The organism is Pseudomonas sp. NFACC05-1, assembly GCF_900100135.1.
In the GTDB taxonomy this organism is placed as follows: Bacteria; Pseudomonadota; Gammaproteobacteria; order Pseudomonadales; family Pseudomonadaceae; genus Aquipseudomonas; species Aquipseudomonas fluorescens_Q.
The window spans coordinates 215,721-231,449 of sequence record NZ_FMTR01000002.1 but is presented as its reverse complement, the minus strand read 5'-3'; the positions used below and the strand labels follow the sequence as shown (position 1 = coordinate 231,449).

Here is a 15,729-nt window from a genome sequence, read left to right as displayed (position 1 = left end):
GTTACCGCAGCAATGGATATGTACGCAGTCAACAAGAGCATGGCCGGCTGTCAGGCCGCCATCGCGAGCAAGCCCGCTCCCACAGGAGAAACGCGCCCCACATCCCGACGCCCATTTTTTCCTCATTCACGCGGAACCGCCAACGGCATAGGCACCACTCACCTCGTGAATATGCCCAAGCCCAGAGGAACCGCCCATGTCTTCCACCGATGCCGTCCAGCGCCGCCTCGACACCTACTTCCAACGCGCGACCGACAACGTCAACAACGCTGCGATGAACGCAGCAGAAAGTCAGTCGCTCGACGACATGCACTCATTCCTGACCAGCATGAACGGCATGTCCGTCGCGGTGAACGCAGCGACTCAACAGACCACAGCCCATCACAACCTCGCCAAGGCGATCATCGATGCAATGCCATGAGCTGCGCACACAGCTCACCCGCTGGAACGCCAACGTCGATGGCCCGGAGCGGTTCACCGTTGTCATCGACGATGGCGAAGCAACGTTCAGCAAGCTCGACGAAGGCCTGCTGGCATCGGTCGAACTGACCGTCCCGGTGACCCATGAGGTGGTTCTGGAAGACCTGCTTCGGCTGGCGCACCCAAGCCTCTCGCGATTTCCCGGCGCGCTGGCTCGTTCGCCGCAAGACGGTCGGTTGTGGCTGCTGGCGCAAGTGCCGCTGGACGGGCACATCGACGACTTGATCGAGGTGCTCGAAGCACTGCTCAACCAGCGTGACACCTGGCAATCCATTCTCAATAAAGACCAACGTGCCGTTGCCGCGCCTGTGGCGCGACGCCTCTCGCACTCTCACTTGCTCGGAACAGGAATCCGCCATGCCTAACAGGTGGCTTGCACCGTACCGCTTGATGACCGCAGGCAAGGTACACCTTCGCCAGTCGATCGCACGCCGCTGGGCGAAACCTTCGCTGATCGCACTGGTATTGGCCGGCGCGCTTGGCGCTGGCATGCCGGCAGAGGCGGCCATACCGACCGACTGGAAGAACACGCCTTACGCCTACGACGCCCAGAACACACCGCTGGCCAAGGTACTCGGCGACTTCGCCAATACCTTCGCCGTGCAACTGGTAATCGACGGCACGGTGAAAGGCACCGTCGACGGGCGGATGCGCGCCGAAAGTCCCCAGGCGTTCCTCGACAGGCTCGGCCTGGAAAATCGCTTCCAGTGGTTCATGTATGGCAACACGCTGTACGTCAGCCCCTTGCAGAACCAGGACTCCACGCGCCTGGAAGTGTCCGCCGATGCCGTGCCGGACATGAAGCAAGCCTTGACCGACATCGGCCTGCTGGATCCGCGCTTCGGCTGGGGTGAGTTACCCGACGAAGGCGTGGTCCTGGTCTCCGGCCCGGAACGCTATGTGCGCTTGGTGGCGCAGTTTGCCGAAGCGCGCAAGACCCCCGAGGAAAAGCAGGAAGTGATCAGTTTTCCGCTGCGCTATGCCACCGCCGCCGACCGCAACGTCAAGTACCGTGGTGAAACGCTGGTCATCCCCGGGGTCGCCAGCATCCTGAAAGGCTTGCTGGAAAGTCGCAGCGCCGTGTCGGGGGGCATGCAGACGGCCTCGCCCCAAGCATCGTTCCAGAACATGCAGACCCAGCAGTCCATGACCATGGGCAACATCGAACAGTTGGCGTTGAACGGCATGGGTCGGCCGAACACCAGCCGTGTACCGTCCGGCGCGAACAGCGGTGCAGGCGCTCGGGGCAAGATCCGCGTCGAAGCCGACGTGCGCAACAACGCGGTGCTCATCTACGACGCACCCAAGCGACGGGAAATCTACACGCCGCTGATTCGCGATGTGGACGTGCCGCGCAAGCTGGTGGAAATCGATGCGATCATCCTCGACATCGACCGCACGCAACTGGCTGAGCTGGCCTCGAACTGGAACGTCGAGAGCGGCGACCTGATCGGCGGCGCCTCGATGATTCGCCCTGGTGCCAGCTCGACGGTGTTCATTCAGGACTACGGCGATTTTTCCGCGCAACTGCGGGCCCTGGAGGGCCGTGGCCTGGCCTCGGTGGTGGCGAATCCTTCGGTACTGACCCTGGAGAACCAGCCGGCGGTCATCGACTTCAGCCGGACCGAGTACATCTCGGCCATCGGCGAGCGCGTAGCCACCGTCGAGCCCATCACCGCAGGCACCAGCTTGCAAGTCGTGCCCCATGCCATCGAGACCGGGGGCCGCAATCAGATCCAGATGTCCCTGGACATCGAGGACGGCCGCATCGAACCCTCGGAAGTCGGCCAGCAGACGCCCAGCGTGCGCCGGGGCGTGGTCAGCACCCAGGCTGTCATGGGGGAAAGCCGGTCATTGGTGGTAGGCGGTTTTCATACCGAAGAGACCGGCGACAACCTCGAACGAGTGCCATGGCTGGGTCGCATCCCGCTGATCGGGCCGCTGCTGTTTTCCTCGACCACGCGCGAGACCAGCCGCCGCGAACGGGTGTTCATCCTGACGCCTCGCCTGATCGGTGACCAGGTCGACCCGGCCCGCTACATCTCCGCCCTTGACCGCGAACAGGTCGACAGCGCCATGGCCCGCCTGGAAGAGCGTCGCAACGGCACCCGCCCCGTCGGTCGTATCGAGGTCAGCGATGTGCTCGCCCAACTCGCCGACGGCAACATTCCGGCCACGTTCAAGCAAGCGGCGTCGATTCCTTATTCGCCCGACACATTGTGCGCGTTGCAACCCGGGCTATCGCTGGACGCTGCCCGGGCCCAATGGTTCGCCGGCCCCGATTACGGCATCGCCGTCGGCGTGGTACGCAACGATGGCCAGCAAAGGTTGCGCTTCGACGAAGCGAGTTGCGGTAGCCGCTGGGCCCTGGCCACCTCCGCCTGGCCGAAGGTGTGGCTTGAGCCCGGTGAGGAAACGGAAGTGTTCGTGGTCATGAAACAACCCACACGCACGCCAGGCGGCGAGCGCCCTTCTCTTCTGCAAACCAGCGCGAGGACCCTGCCATGAGTCGCACGCCACTGCTGCTCGTTTTATTGCTGAGCCTGCCGGTGTTCGCCGGCTGCGCGTACCGCTCAGGCTGCCAGGGCGATGCCTGCAGCCGCGCCGAACCGGACAACGGTCGGCTGGTGATCTGGTGGTCACCCGGCATGCGCGGCGGCCTTGGCTCCCCCGAACACCCACTGGACCATACGGTCGTCCCATTGGAGAACTGAAACGCTATGTCTTTTTCGGTACACAGCGTAAGCACTCGCCAGGCCTTCCAGAAGAACATCATCGCCGGCATCGCGACGTATTGGGAAATAGCCCCAGGCATCGAGTTCTGTCTGCGACGCGAGCCACACAGCGTGGGGCTCGCCTTACAAATACAAAGCCAGACGCTGCGTGCAAACCAGATCCAGCATGCCCTCGAACGGCGTTTCGCCCAGCCGGCCGACTACGCGCAGCTGTTCGTATTTCTCGATCCGCAGCGGGCACTCGTGGTCTGGCAGGCGCTGCCCGACGCGCCGCTATCCACTGAGCTGCTGGATGAAATCCAGTCCCGTCAGCTGTCGCTGCTGGGCCTGGAAGACCTCGATGATTACTCGGCCACGTATTGAGGGCAATGCTGTTCACCCAGGAGCAACACTGAACCCGTGACGAGGGAGCTTGCTCCCGCTCGGCTGCGCAGCAGTCGTAAAAACTACCGCAAACGGTATCTCCCGGTGCACCGCGTTGAATGGTTTTGGGGCCGCTGCGCAGCCCAGCGGGAGCAAGCTCCCTCGCCACAGTGATTCATCCAGAGACTTTATGAGAGAGGTTTTCCATGACCGTCGCACCGCTTGCCCAGCGCTTGATTTCGGCCCTCGCGGAACATTTGCATGCGCACTTGCAGTTGGAAGGTGGCGTGTGCGCGTTGTATGACGCGAGCAACCGCGAAGCCGTGGTCATCGAGTTGCCCGATCACGGCGATGTCGCCATCCTCCATAGCTCCATCGATGTACCTGCTCACGCGCCCGGCTTGCACAAGCGGCTGCTGGAACTCAATTTTCGATTGGATCTGCTCGGCGGCAGCTGGCTGGCCCTGGACGATAAGGGCAGCGTTCGCTTGTGTGCCCATTGTCCGCTGGCGATGCTCGACGAGGCGCGGTTCTGCCATTGGATCGTCGGTTTCCTCGCCCAGGTCGGCGACATTCGAGCGCGCTTGGCGGTGCCTGCACCGCCGGGCAGCCCTCGTCCGGCCTCGCTCAACACCAACCGCACCCGACTGGGCTAACCCTGTAGAAGCTGGCGAAGCCTGCGATCTCTTGATCTTTCGCTTGAGATTCAAGTGTCATTGAAAAGATCGCAGCCTCGTTGCACTCGACAGCTCCTGCGCCGCTTTATGTGGGCTCATCGCTTTATCGAAGCTTCATCGCCTCGCCACCCTCCTGCATGACTTTCCTTGCACTGTCCATGAAGCCCTTGGTGACCTCCGTCACCGTATCGCTCATCAACTTGGCCATGTCGGCGGAGCTTTTAATGAGCATCATGGTGCTCTGGCGCTCTTCCATCCCCATCTGCATCTCGAACTGCTTTTCCATCAACTGCTTTTGACGGGTTTCCATCTCGCGCATGAAAGAGTCCGGCGTGCGAGATTCCGAAGCGGGACTGGACGTTTGCGTGTCATTCAGCGGTTGCGTGTCATTCGACGGCGCCGCGTGATTGGCGTCCCGCGCTCGGGGGCGGCCACGCTGATGCATTGCCGGTGGCGTCGAGGAGGAACGTCCCCGGCCATGCAGGCTTTGGGTACCTTCGCGCTGCTGCGCCTCACGGGGTCGCTGGCTCAGCGAAGGGGAGCGCGATGGCGATAAGCTGTCGGTGCCGTGCAGGGCACCTGTGCCCCTTAAGGGGCTCGTCAGGGAACTGGGTTCGGGCATGGGAATCCTCCACGAGTCGATGTCTGTGTGGTGGGCACTGTCGGCAGGCCGGATCCTGCGGACGAGCCTGGCTCACTCCCTGAGTGGCAACCGCGTATGCATCGGTTCCATCGACCTCAACGCTGGTTCAATTCCGGAATCTCGATGACCTCGCCCTTGGCCTCGTCATCCAGTTCGCGCAACACCCGATAAATGTGGGCGACCGCCTGGAGCGTTTCCCGGGGGATGTAGCCGCCGACGTCTTCACGGTAGATCGTGCGCGCCAGCCAGATGCACTGGATGACCGGAACCCGGGCCGCCTTGGCCCGCTCGATCAGCGCCCGGGCCTCGGCATCGACGCCTTTGACGATCAACTGCGGCAGCGGCGTTTCCTCGGGACGATACAACAGCGCGACGGCAAAGTGGGTGGGGTTGACCACCAGCATGTCGGCGTCTTCCACCGGCTTGGTCTCTTTGTTGACGGGCTGGTCGACCAATTGCCGGGCCAAGCTGCGGCGATGCATTTTTACGTGGGGGTCGCCTTCCATTTCCTTGAACTCCTTGCGCACTTCCTCCTCGCTCATGCGCAGGCGCTTGGCGAAGAAATATTTCTGCAGGCCGAAGTCGAGGATCGCCAGCACCAGCAATACACCCAGGCAAATGTGCATGATGTGCCGAAACAGGCTGGCCAGCCCGCGCCAATAGCTGTGCAGGTCGCCGTTGACCAGGCTGATCAACGACCCGAGTGCCGGCAGGGTCACCAGATAAATCACGGTGCCGATAAACACGGCCTTGACCAGCCCCATGAACAGGTTGATCAGCGCCTGGCCGGAGAACATCTGTTTGGCCTGGTTCATCGGGTTCAAGCGGTTCGGGTCCGGCTGAAGGGCCTCGGGGGCGAACAGGAAACCGAACTGTATCCAACCGGCCACCAGGCGCGTGACGATCGCCAACCCTACGGTCATCAAGGTGAAGTTGAGCAGCACGCCACCGGCGTGGGCCAAGGTTTCCTCGAAGGCACGCACGAAGTCGACATCCAGCCGATGCAGCGGGAATGCCACCATGTCCCCCAAGGCCTGCATGCTGTCGTCGGCCTGGGTCAATGCCACTTCGGTGATCGCCGCAAGCACCAGCAGGCTGCTCAAGTCCTGGCTTTGGCCGACCTGGCCTTTGTTGCGCGCGTCGCGAATTTTCTTCGGCGTCGCCCGCTTGGTCTTTTCGCCACTGTCTTCGCTCATGGGCGAAGCCCTCCTTCAGGGCGCCTGCAACAACAGGTGAAGCAGATGCCGGATTTCGCCATAGCGACCAAGACGGCCAGTCATCGCGTCCCACAGCGTGGGCAGGTAGAACAGCAGGAAGCCCAGGCCAATCAGGCTCTTGGCCGGCATGGCGAGGACGAACACCTGCAATTGCGGGCTATACAGACTGAGCAGCGCCAGGCTGAACTCCACCAGCAACAGCAAGCCGATAAAGGGCGCCGCGTAGAGCATCATGTGCATGAACATTTCGGCGAGCAGCCCGAGAAACACGCCGAAGCCATCCGCGCCAGGCAATGGAAACCAAACGGTGGGCGACCACACCAGGTAGCTGTCCCAGATCACCTGGGTCAACGTGCCAATGCCCAGGGTGGTGACCAGCAGCAAGATCGTCATCTCCTTGAACAAGAGGCCCAGGGGCGTGGTGTCGGTGCCGAGCGCCGGATTCAACTGGCCACCGATGAGCGCACCGCGCTGGTTGTCCAACAAGGCGCCCACCGACTCATACAACCAGAACGGCATCGCCAACAGCACCCCGAGCAAGAAGCCCAGCACCAGCTCCTTGAACATCAACCCGGCCAGCGACAGCCAATTGACCTGGGCATCGATCAGCGCCTGGCGAATACCGGGCGCCGGCAACATGCCCAGGGCAAACACAACGGCATGGCGCGGCAAGCCTCGCAGGTGCTGGAAGCAAAACACCGGGACCAGGTAAGCGACCGGGTAAATCCGCGCCATGCCGAGCGCGATCGACAGCAGCAAGTCGAAATACGGGACGAAAGCCTGGGCCGTCATCAGGTATTGGCCATCATTTCGAATGCCCGACGCAACAGTCCCAGCAGCTCCACACCGATCCAGCGGCCCGTCACCAGCAAGGTCAGCCCGACCGCCACCAGCTTGATGCCGAAGGGCAAGGTCTGGTCCTGGATCTGCATCAAGGCCTGCACCAGGGACGTCAGTACACCGACGATCACCGCAACGATCAAGGGCGGTGCGGAGAGCAGGACCACCAGCAGCATGCCTTCCTTAAACAACGTCAGCGCGTCCATCGCACGTCCTCAAAGATAGGAATAGAAGAGGCTGTCGAGCAATTGCGTCCAGCCCTGCACGAGGACAAAAATCAGCAGCTTGAGCGGCAACGAAATGGTCATGGGCGCGACCATCTGCATGCCGAGTGCCAGCAGCAGGTTGGACACGATCAGGTCGATGACAATGAACGGGATATAGATCAGGAATCCCATCTGGAAACCGGCCTCGAGCTCCGACAGCATGAAGGCCGGAATGAGCAGCATCAGATCGTCGCGGCTGGCCTGCTCGGCGCGTTCCTTGGGCCACATCCGCTGGGTGTTTTCCAGCAGGTGGGCGAGGATGTCCGGGTTGGTGTTGCGCGACATGAAAGCCTGCAACGGTTTTACCGCGTTCAGCGCAGAACCTTGCAACGCCTCGGTGCTGCTGAAATCCAGCGGCTGTTCCTTCAGCTGTTCGGCGATGTTGTGGCCCACCGGCGCCATGATGAACAGCGTCGCGGCCAGGGCAATGGCATACAGGGCCATATTGGGTGGCACCTGCTGCACACCGATGGCGTTACGGGTGATCGTCAACACGATGGCTATCTTGAGAAAGGCGCTGCAGATAATCAGCAGCAGGGGGACCAACGAAATCCCACCAATGAACAGCGCCAGCAGAAAGGGGTCGACCCCCTGGAAGCTCATCCAGCCACATCCACGCGAGCGATTTGCAGACCCAATCGGCCATCGACCTCGACCAGCTCGCCCTGGGCCAGAGCCCGTTCGCCATAGAACAGCGCCGCTGTCCCCGGTGCCACACCTGGCACTTGCAGCACCGCGCCGGGGGCCAGATTGCGCAGCTCGCCCAAGGTCAGGTGCAAATGACCGCAGCGTATCGTCAGCGCCAGCGGCAGGTCGTCGAAACGCTCGGGGAGATCGGCAGCGACCGGCTCCGTCATCGGTGCCACCTCGGTTTCAGCGGCATAGGCCGACAGCGGGTGCTCAGTCGCCTCGCCAGTTTGCTCGTCAGGTTCATAGCCGGTGCTATCGTCCCAGTCCGGCGTCAGGATGTCGGTGTCGGCGGTGGTGCTCATAACGGTCTCCTCCAGAGCGAGCAAGGTCAGGCGCAACGGCGCGGCACGGCTGTGTACCCGCACCTGCAAACAATGCCGGCCCAGGCGAATCAGCCCTTGGCCGGATGAATCGAACAAAGGGGTTTGCGGCACCAACACATCACCGGGGCACAACGTCGCCACCTGCCCGGCGGCCAGCGCCAGGTGTCCCAGTTCCAACGGAACACGCAGCGCAAAGCCCTCGATCAGTGGCGCGGCTCGCCGTTGCCAGGGATCGGTGCGAAGTAGCCCCAACAAGGTCGCACCGGTCATTTCCAGATGGCTCGTGACGCGGGCCGCGCCCACCCTCACGTCGAGCCGGCAGGCAATGCCCTGCACCGCGGGTCCGGCCGCTGGTTTGATAAAACCGAAGGCCTGGCGCAGGGGCTCGCTCAGGGTTTGCTGGAACAGCGACCAGAACCACGTGTCATCCGGCCCTGGTTCGGCAGGCAGGACCACCGGGCATTCACCGAACAGGCTGAGCACCGCGCCGGCCTCGTCCAAGGTAAAGACACCATGGGCACACGCCAGCACACACGGCGTGCTCCCAGCCGCAACGCCGCCCGGAGTCAGTTCCAGCAGGCCCGTCTCGCCCGCCACCTCGAAGGGCAACCGGACGCCAATTCCCAATAGCCGCCGGGCGGTGGCGTCCTCGCTGCCCACCGTCGGCAGCACCAATGCATGGACTGTCATGTCGCGCCAACCTCTTCTTCCTGCGCTACGCGCACGCTGACCGGCTGGCCCAGGCTTTGGGTCAGCGCCTCTTCGAGACGACCGGATCGACTCGACAGCCGCGTCTGTACGTCTGCACTTTCGCTGCTCAGGCCGATGTCCCACCCGCACGCCCCGCCTGGCCGCCGGGCGGAGACCTTGATGCGGCCCAGATTGGGCAGATGCAGTAGCAGGTCCAATTGCTGGTCGAGGGTGGCGCGCAAGCGTGGCGTGAGCTGGTCGACAAACGCCTCCTCTTCGCCGCTCGAAAGGTTCACCAGGCCCGACAGCGAACCGGTGCCGGCGCTGTCATCCTGCGCACCGCCCCGTGGCGCATCGACCCACTGACGGAACCAGTAACCGTCACTGCTGCCTGCCGGCAGGTCCGGGTCGCGTCCGCTGGCAGGGGCGGACTCACGCTCCACCGGACGGCTTGCCCGACTCACCTGGGCAGGCGGTTGCTCGTACGCTCGAGGCGGATGCCGAACGGGGGCCGCCGGGGGACTGCCGTGCGGTGTCGGCCCACCGCGCACGCTGTGCTCATTCATCGCTGGGGGGCTCCACCAGGTACTCCATCATTGCGCTGAGCTTTTCCAGATCTCGCCGGCGCCCTTGTAGCCGCTGCTGGGCAGCGGCCGTGTGCCGGGCCTGCTGCGCCTGTTCATCGTCCAGCGCCTGCAATGCCCGCGCTTGCTCGGCCAGTTCGCCAATCAAGCGACGTTCCTGGGTATTCCACGCATTCAGTTCGCACACACTCAACGCTCGGCCACGGTGCTCGCCGTACAACGCCTCGCGCTGCACCGACTGTTGCTCACGGGTCGCCTGCATTTGCGCGCGCGCGGCGGCAACCGCGGCTTCGCGTTCACGCAAACGCTCACGCTGCTGGCGCCACGCCCGTTCGGCTTGCGCTTCGCGGTGGCGGCGTATCGGCGCCAGGGCGTCCAGATCAACCCGGGACATAGGCGGTCAACTGCTGCAGGTGGGCGAGCGTGGAAGCAAACTGCTCCGGCTCACGCAGGTCCTGGCGCAGGAAGGCGTCCAGGGCGCCACGCGACTCCACCGCCAGGTCGGTCAAGGGGTCGGCACCGGCCTGGTATTCGCCCAGGCGCAACATCAGTTCGATTTGCTCATAGGCCGACAACAACCGACGCAGATTGATGCCCGCCCGCAGGTGCTCCGCCTCGGCCACATTGGCCAAGATTCGCGACAGGCTGGCCAGCACATCGATTGCCGGGTAGTGGCCGCGTTCCGCGAGCTTGCGTGACAGCACGATGTGACCGTCGAGCAGCGAACGCACTTCATCCGCCACGGGATCGTTCATGGAATCCTGCTCGATGAGCACCGTATAAAACGCGGTGATAGCGCCCTCGTGGGTCAGCCCGGCCCGTTCAACCAGCCGCGGCAGCAGGCTGTAGACCGACGGCGGCAGGCCGCCACGCCCCAACGGCTCGCCGGCGGCCAGGCCGATCTCACGCTGGGCCCGGGCGAAGCGGGTCAGCGAATCGATGAGCAGCAGCACGCGTTGGCCCCGGGCACGAAAACCCTCGGCCAATGCCGTCGCGGTGAACGCTGCGCGGGCGCGTTCCATGCTGGAGCGATCGGAGGTGGCGCACACCAGCACCGCACGGGCACGCAGTTCATCATCCAGCTCATGGTCGAGGAATTCACGCAGTTCGCGCCCACGCTCGCCGATCAGGCCGAACACGATGACATCGCAGTCAACGTTCCGGGCAATCTCCGCCAACAGTGTGGTCTTGCCACAACCGGCGCCGGCGAACAGTCCCACACGCTGGCCTTCGCCGAGCGTCAGCGGGCCGTCGATGGCCCGTACGCCGGTCATCAAGGGCCGTTGGATGCGCGGTCGCGCGGTGGGCGCCGGGGCCTCGCCAATCACCTGCGACGCATTCGGCACATGCGCACCGGCGAAGGCTCCCGCGCCGCCATCCACCAACGGTCGGCCGAATCCATCCAGCACCTGGCCCAACAACTGCGGCCCCACGCACACCCGATGCGGCATGCCCAGCGGCTCCACCGCTGCCCCGACCCGGACGCCCTCCAGCCCGCCCAAGGCGCTGAGCAAGGCATCGTGCTGGTCGAAGCCGACAATTTCGGCGAGCAGCGGCTCGCGGGCGTCGCGCTCGACCCGGCAGAGGTCGCCGATCTGCGCCCCCGGCAGCCGGCACTGCAGCAAGATGCCGCTGACCCGCTGCACCCGTCCGCGCACCATGACCGGCGCGAAGCGACGCAAGTGCGCCAATTGCCCGGCCTCCCAGACCTCCAGTCGCGCGATGGCCGCCTGCGTCATCACCAGGTGACCTCGTAGCGTTGGTCACCCTCGAAGGTGACTTTGCCGCTGTCGATGGCAGTCAAGCGCAGGCCATCGATCTGGTCGCCCAGGAACAACCGACGGCCATCGGCGGTGACCACGTGACCATGCTTACCGCCCACGATCTGGGCGATCTGGAACGGCAGCTTCGTCAGCCGTTCCTTGACGTTGGCCGTGATCCCGATCGGCGTTTCGTAGCGGTCGTGGAAGCGCTCGATCAGTCGTTCGACCATCGCCAGGCGCGGGCGCGGCAACTCACCCACCAGGACCAGCCGGTCGTCCTGGCTCTCGACCCGTACACCGGCGTCCAAATCGCGCTCCTGCAACATGCGATCCAGCTCCAGGCGGACCGCCTCGACATTGTCCAAGGCCACCTTGGTCTGCTTGAGCTGCTGGGCCGGGCTGCGTGCCACAGTCTGCGCCGGCTGGCTGGTAAAGGCCCAGGCGCTGGAGGCGACGGTGATCACCGCCGCGGCAATGGCCAGGCGCTTGGGCCACGACGGCCGCACGGCGGGCTTCGGGGTTTCCCGGTCCAGCGCAAGATGCGCAGCGTCATCCAGCGCCGCCTCTTCGGGCCAGGGCTGATCGGCCGGGGCCAGGCACAGCCAGACGCCTGCCACGGCAAACGGAGCATTGCTCTGCAAGGGCTCGGTCGCGGCCCAAGGCTGGCCTTGTCCATCGCAAACCGGGCCCTCCAGCCGTTCCAGCAGCCACTGGCCCTGCACCTGCCGCAGGCCCACGTGACGCCCACAGATGCCCGGATCGTATAGCGCCAGGTCGGCCTCCTCCGCCGCCCCGACCACCCATTGCTCGCCAACCAGCGGCAACGCCGCACCTCGGTGCAGACCACTCAAGACTCGCAGTTCGAACATGGTCAATTCCTCAAGGGGCGACAGACGCTCGCCCACGATCCGGTTGTACGACGGGGCACCGGCGGCCCCCGTCCTCTGTCACAGCCAGGCCATCGAACGCACCTGGATTTGCATCGTTACGTGGAGGCACCGCTGCTGGCGTGCCAAGACAAGCCCGTCACGCGGCATCCTCCATCCGTAGTTTTTCCTGCTCGAGGTCAAAGCGCCCCAGCACGGTGACCTGGGCGTTGCTGTGCAACTCGCTGAAGGCGAGCACGGGCACGTGATTGAATTCGTCGCGCAACAAATCGCGTAGCGGGGCCCGCAAGTCTTGCGCCACCAACAGCACGGCCACGCGCTTGGCGCGCAACGGGAAGCCTTCACGCAACTGCATGACCAAGGCGCGGGTATGCAGGCTTTCCAGGGCAAAAAAGGTTTCCGTCTGGGTCTGGCGCAGCGCATCGCGCAACAGGCCTTCGGTTTCCGGCGTCAACAGCCACACGTGCAGTCCATCTTCGTCGCGGTACTGGTGATAGATCTGCGACTTCAGGGCGATGCGCGCGTAGTCGGTCAGCGCACCGACGTCGCGCTCGTGCTGCCCGTGCTCGATCAAGGACTCGGCGATCAGCCGCACCGCGCGCAGCGGGACACCTTCGCCGGCCAAACGCTGGAGTACGGCAGCGAAACGGGCCAACGGCATGGTCCGCTGCAGTTCCTGCACCAGCTCTGGCTGGCCCGCTTCGAGCCAACTGAGAATCGACTTGCTCTCCTGAAGCCCCAAGAATTGTGGGCCCGTGGCAAACATCGCGCGGCTCATCCGCTCCACCAGCAACTCGGCGGCCGACACCGCCTCCACGCGTTCGTCCGCCAGCAGCGGATCGTCAGGCGTCAGCCAGAGCCACTGCTGCTCGTCACGCACCTCGCTGCCGACCTGCCCGTCGCGCGGTTCCAACGGCAGCGGCCCGCGCGCCACGGCCACGCGCTCTCCGAAAGTTGCCCGCAACATCGGCACCTCGTGCACGCAGAAGCGGAACTCGTCGTCTTCCAGCAGCGCGCTGTATTCGATCTCGAAGGGCGGCAGGGTCAGGCCAAAGCCGGCCACCAGCGCGTTACGCTTTTTGCGGATCGCCTGGATGGCTTCCTCGGCGGCCGCGTTGCCTTCCATGGCTTTGGAAAACTGCAGAAGATAGGCACGGGTCGGGTCGAAGCTGCGCAGGTCTTCGGCGCCGTTCTGTGCCGGGGCCACGACCTCCGCTGGCTGGTCGCCCTGGCGGGCCAGCCGGGCGCGCGAATAGAGCTGGACGATGCCGGCGGTGCCGGTGATCAAGGCGATGACGATGAACACCAGCGTGGGCATGCCGGGCAAGGCCGCGAAGCCGAGCATTCCCACCGAAGCGATCACCCAGGCCTTGGGTTCGGCGGTCAACTGCTGGGCGATTTCCTTGCCGACGCTACTGCCTGCCGGCTCCCCTTGCGGCGACACGCGGGTGATGATCATGCCCGCAGTAAGAGAAATCAGCAGGGCCGGAATCTGCGCGATCAGACCGTCACCGATGGTCAACACGGCGTACAAGTGCATCGATTCGGATGCGCCCATGTCATGCTGCATCATGCCGACCGAAAAGCCGCCGATGAGGTTGATCACCACGATCACCAAACCCGCGATGGCATCGCCCTTGACGAACTTCATCGCCCCGTCCATCGCACCGAACAGCTGGCTTTCCTTGTTCAATTCCTCGCGACGCCGCCGGGCTTCGCTGACATCGATCAGGTTGGCGCGCAGGTCGCTGTCGATGGACATCTGCTTGCCCGGTAGCGCGTCCAGGGTGAACCGCGCCGCCACTTCGGCGACCCGCTCCGAGCCCTTGGTGATCACCAGGAAGTTGACCACCGTCAGGATGAGGAAGATGACCAGCCCGACCGCCAGGTTGCCCCCCACTACGAAATCGCCGAACGCCTGGACGATATGGCCGGCGTCGCCCTGGAGCAGGATCAACCGGGTGGTCGCCACCGACAACGCCAGCCGGAACAGCGTGGTCAGCAGCAGCACCGCCGGAAACGAGGAAAACGCCAACGGTCGCGGCAGGTACAGCGAGAGCACGATCAGCAGGCAGGAGATGCAGATGTTGATCGCGATCAGCGCATCGACCACCGAGGTCGGCAAGGGCAGGATCAGCATGAACACGATGCCCAGCACCACGAACGCCCCGACCACCTCGATGCGCCGCACCGCTTCGTTGGCGACTTTGTTCAACAGGGCGATCATGAGCGTGCTCCAATCACCGGGGCAGCAGTCTGGCTTCGGGGCTCGCCACGGGAACGCTCATCGAGCAGCACCAACAGGTTCTTCAGCGCGGTCTGTCGGCTTTTGCTATCCCGCCAGAGAGGTAGCGGCAAACGCTTGAGCAAAGGGTACAGGCCGTTCAGGGAGACCAGTTGGTCCCGCTCCTCTTCTCCACCCAGTTCACGCCCGATACGCCGTACTTCCGCCGCCGACAGGCCACTGCTGACAAACCCCAGCATGCGTTGGAGCAACAGCACCGCCGTGAGCTGGCTGGCCGGGCAACTGCAGGCCAGTTGCTCGAGCAAACGGCGGCAGCTGTGCAGGACACTGCCCAGTTGCGTCGAGGCGGCCAGGCCGATCAACAACGTGCGCAACAGGGCGGTAGGACGTGACGGTGTGTGCGCCGCGATATCGTCAGCCAGGGCCCGGCGCATCATGTCCAGCCCCGGCACGAAGGCCGCCTCGCCGAACAAGCCAAGCAACGCCTGCATCATGGTGGGCAACGATTGCTTGAGCACCACGGTGTCGTAATAGAGCCGCCGTACCGCCTGGCGCAGTTCTGGATCGCCGCCCGCAGCGCGCAAGGCCTCGGCGATGTTCATGCCCGCCTGGATCTGCGCGCCATAACGCTCGCGCAATAGCTGCAGGTAGTCGCGAGCGCGCTGGGCTTCGACGAGACGACCTTGAACTTCGGCCTCGCGCAAGGCTTGCTGCAGGATCAGGTCGGTACGGGCCGGGTCACCACCGGTGGACTGCACCACCTCTTCAAGCACCGGCTCGCCACATAACAACAAACCCGCCTGGGCGGCCATTGCCCCCAGGCTCTGCTTGCCTGGGTGGCCGAGTTGGTCGTACCACTCTTCCAACTGCTCGCGCGTCTCGACGCGCACCTGGCCCACCTCGCTGCGGGCATTGCGGATGCGCCGCTGGCTCAGCGCCTTGGTATTGCGCTCCACATGATGGCTGAAGGTCATGCCGACCTCCTCCATCGAATTGGACTGCACGGCCTGAAACGATTCGACAGGCTTGCCGATGCCCACGACGGCCGAAGCGGCCTGGGCAAGGTTGGCGGCAATATGCGCATTTGTCGGGGCTTCTACTTTCATGATGGCCGTGAGCGTGGTTTCGGACGCTCAGTGGGTGGCGGCTATCCAGCATTCAGTTCCATCAGCGGCCATGGCCCTTTCTGACCGCTTCGCAAGGGTTTCCTGCCCGAGCGTTCGCTCGGTGCAATTTCATGCAGTGGCGCTTGGGACGGCTGTGCATGCCCTTGCACAAATAGAGCAAAAGCACTAGCAAAAAACACTTAATTATCAGACAGATAAA

General features: G+C 64.0%; 18 protein-coding genes. 6 read left to right on the top strand and 12 right to left on the bottom strand.

Annotated features, from left to right (window positions below; translation table 11 throughout):
• Nucleotides 1–196 precede the first annotated feature (196 nt).
• The 6 genes from BLO97_RS05240 (at nt 197) to BLO97_RS05215 (ending at nt 4,234) form a co-directional block, all read left to right on the top strand.
• On the top strand, nt 197–421 hold the full coding sequence (locus BLO97_RS05240) for a type III secretion protein (RefSeq protein ID WP_014340714.1): 225 nt from the start codon (nt 197–199) through the stop codon (nt 419–421).
• On the top strand, nt 408–845 hold the full coding sequence (locus BLO97_RS05235; RefSeq protein WP_092149057.1) for a type III secretion system chaperone: 438 nt from the start codon (nt 408–410) through the stop codon (nt 843–845). Before BLO97_RS05240 ends, BLO97_RS05235 begins: the two co-directional genes overlap by 14 nt.
• A complete protein-coding gene (sctC, locus tag BLO97_RS05230; RefSeq protein WP_092149060.1) occupies nt 838–2,988 on the top strand; it encodes a type III secretion system outer membrane ring subunit SctC in 2,151 nt (716 codons plus the stop codon). The genes BLO97_RS05235 and sctC overlap by 8 nt, the downstream gene beginning before the upstream one ends.
• Nucleotides 2,985–3,194 (top strand): HrpT family type III secretion system protein, encoded by a 210-nt coding sequence (gene hrpT, locus BLO97_RS05225; protein ID WP_063323923.1) that lies wholly within the window; start codon nt 2,985–2,987, stop codon nt 3,192–3,194. Before sctC ends, hrpT begins: the two co-directional genes overlap by 4 nt.
• Before the next feature lie 6 nt (nt 3,195–3,200).
• Nucleotides 3,201–3,578 carry a transcriptional regulator gene (locus tag BLO97_RS05220; protein WP_092345211.1) on the top strand — a complete coding sequence of 126 codons (378 nt, stop codon included), beginning with the start codon at nt 3,201–3,203 and terminating at the stop codon, nt 3,576–3,578.
• A 206-nt stretch (nt 3,579–3,784) separates the two neighbouring features.
• Nucleotides 3,785–4,234, top strand: a complete 450-nt coding sequence (locus tag BLO97_RS05215) for a type III secretion system chaperone (protein WP_092345209.1) — start codon at nt 3,785–3,787, stop codon at nt 4,232–4,234.
• A 124-nt stretch (nt 4,235–4,358) separates the two neighbouring features.
• On the opposite strand, the gene BLO97_RS31560 is transcribed toward BLO97_RS05215, so the two are convergent.
• From BLO97_RS31560 to BLO97_RS05155, 12 genes are all read right to left on the bottom strand, one after another.
• A complete protein-coding gene (locus tag BLO97_RS31560; RefSeq protein ID WP_170846014.1) occupies nt 4,359–4,877 on the bottom strand; it encodes a type III effector in 519 nt (172 codons plus the stop codon).
• Nucleotides 4,878–4,993: 116 nt separating this feature from the next.
• Nucleotides 4,994–6,094 (bottom strand): type III secretion system export apparatus subunit SctU, encoded by a 1,101-nt coding sequence (gene sctU, locus BLO97_RS05205; RefSeq protein ID WP_063323920.1) that lies wholly within the window; start codon nt 6,092–6,094, stop codon nt 4,994–4,996.
• Nucleotides 6,095–6,109: 15 nt separating this feature from the next.
• Nucleotides 6,110–6,907: a type III secretion system export apparatus subunit SctT gene (sctT, locus tag BLO97_RS05200; RefSeq protein WP_063323919.1), complete on the bottom strand. Its 798-nt coding sequence runs from the start codon at nt 6,905–6,907 to the stop codon at nt 6,110–6,112.
• Nucleotides 6,907–7,161, bottom strand: a complete 255-nt coding sequence (gene sctS, locus BLO97_RS05195) for a type III secretion system export apparatus subunit SctS (protein WP_003206603.1) — start codon at nt 7,159–7,161, stop codon at nt 6,907–6,909. The genes sctT and sctS overlap by 1 nt, the downstream gene beginning before the upstream one ends.
• Before the next feature lie 9 nt (nt 7,162–7,170).
• Nucleotides 7,171–7,824, bottom strand: coding sequence for a type III secretion system export apparatus subunit SctR (gene sctR, locus BLO97_RS05190; RefSeq protein ID WP_063323918.1), 654 nt, complete (start codon nt 7,822–7,824; stop codon nt 7,171–7,173).
• The gene (gene sctQ, locus BLO97_RS05185) at nt 7,821–8,924 is read right to left on the bottom strand and encodes a type III secretion system cytoplasmic ring protein SctQ (protein ID WP_092345207.1); all 1,104 of its coding nucleotides are present in this window, start codon (nt 8,922–8,924) and stop codon (nt 7,821–7,823) included. The genes sctR and sctQ overlap by 4 nt, the downstream gene beginning before the upstream one ends.
• Entirely contained in the window at nt 8,921–9,490 is a 570-nt protein-coding gene (locus tag BLO97_RS05180; protein WP_256571631.1) for a type III secretion protein, read from the bottom strand. The genes sctQ and BLO97_RS05180 overlap by 4 nt, the downstream gene beginning before the upstream one ends.
• Nucleotides 9,483–9,902, bottom strand: a complete 420-nt coding sequence (locus BLO97_RS05175; RefSeq protein WP_092345205.1) for a type III secretion protein — start codon at nt 9,900–9,902, stop codon at nt 9,483–9,485. Before BLO97_RS05175 ends, BLO97_RS05180 begins: the two co-directional genes overlap by 8 nt.
• A complete protein-coding gene (locus tag BLO97_RS05170; protein ID WP_092345203.1) occupies nt 9,889–11,247 on the bottom strand; it encodes a FliI/YscN family ATPase in 1,359 nt (452 codons plus the stop codon). Before BLO97_RS05170 ends, BLO97_RS05175 begins: the two co-directional genes overlap by 14 nt.
• A complete protein-coding gene (locus BLO97_RS05165) occupies nt 11,247–12,140 on the bottom strand; it encodes an FHA domain-containing protein (RefSeq protein ID WP_092345201.1) in 894 nt (297 codons plus the stop codon). The genes BLO97_RS05170 and BLO97_RS05165 overlap by 1 nt, the downstream gene beginning before the upstream one ends.
• 157 nt (nt 12,141–12,297) lie before the next feature.
• Nucleotides 12,298–14,385 carry a type III secretion system export apparatus subunit SctV gene (gene sctV / locus BLO97_RS05160; RefSeq protein WP_063323913.1) on the bottom strand — a complete coding sequence of 696 codons (2,088 nt, stop codon included), beginning with the start codon at nt 14,383–14,385 and terminating at the stop codon, nt 12,298–12,300.
• Nucleotides 14,382–15,509 carry a TyeA family type III secretion system gatekeeper subunit gene (locus tag BLO97_RS05155; RefSeq protein ID WP_063323912.1) on the bottom strand — a complete coding sequence of 376 codons (1,128 nt, stop codon included), beginning with the start codon at nt 15,507–15,509 and terminating at the stop codon, nt 14,382–14,384. The genes sctV and BLO97_RS05155 overlap by 4 nt, the downstream gene beginning before the upstream one ends.
• Between the last annotated feature and the right edge of the window lie 220 nt (nt 15,510–15,729).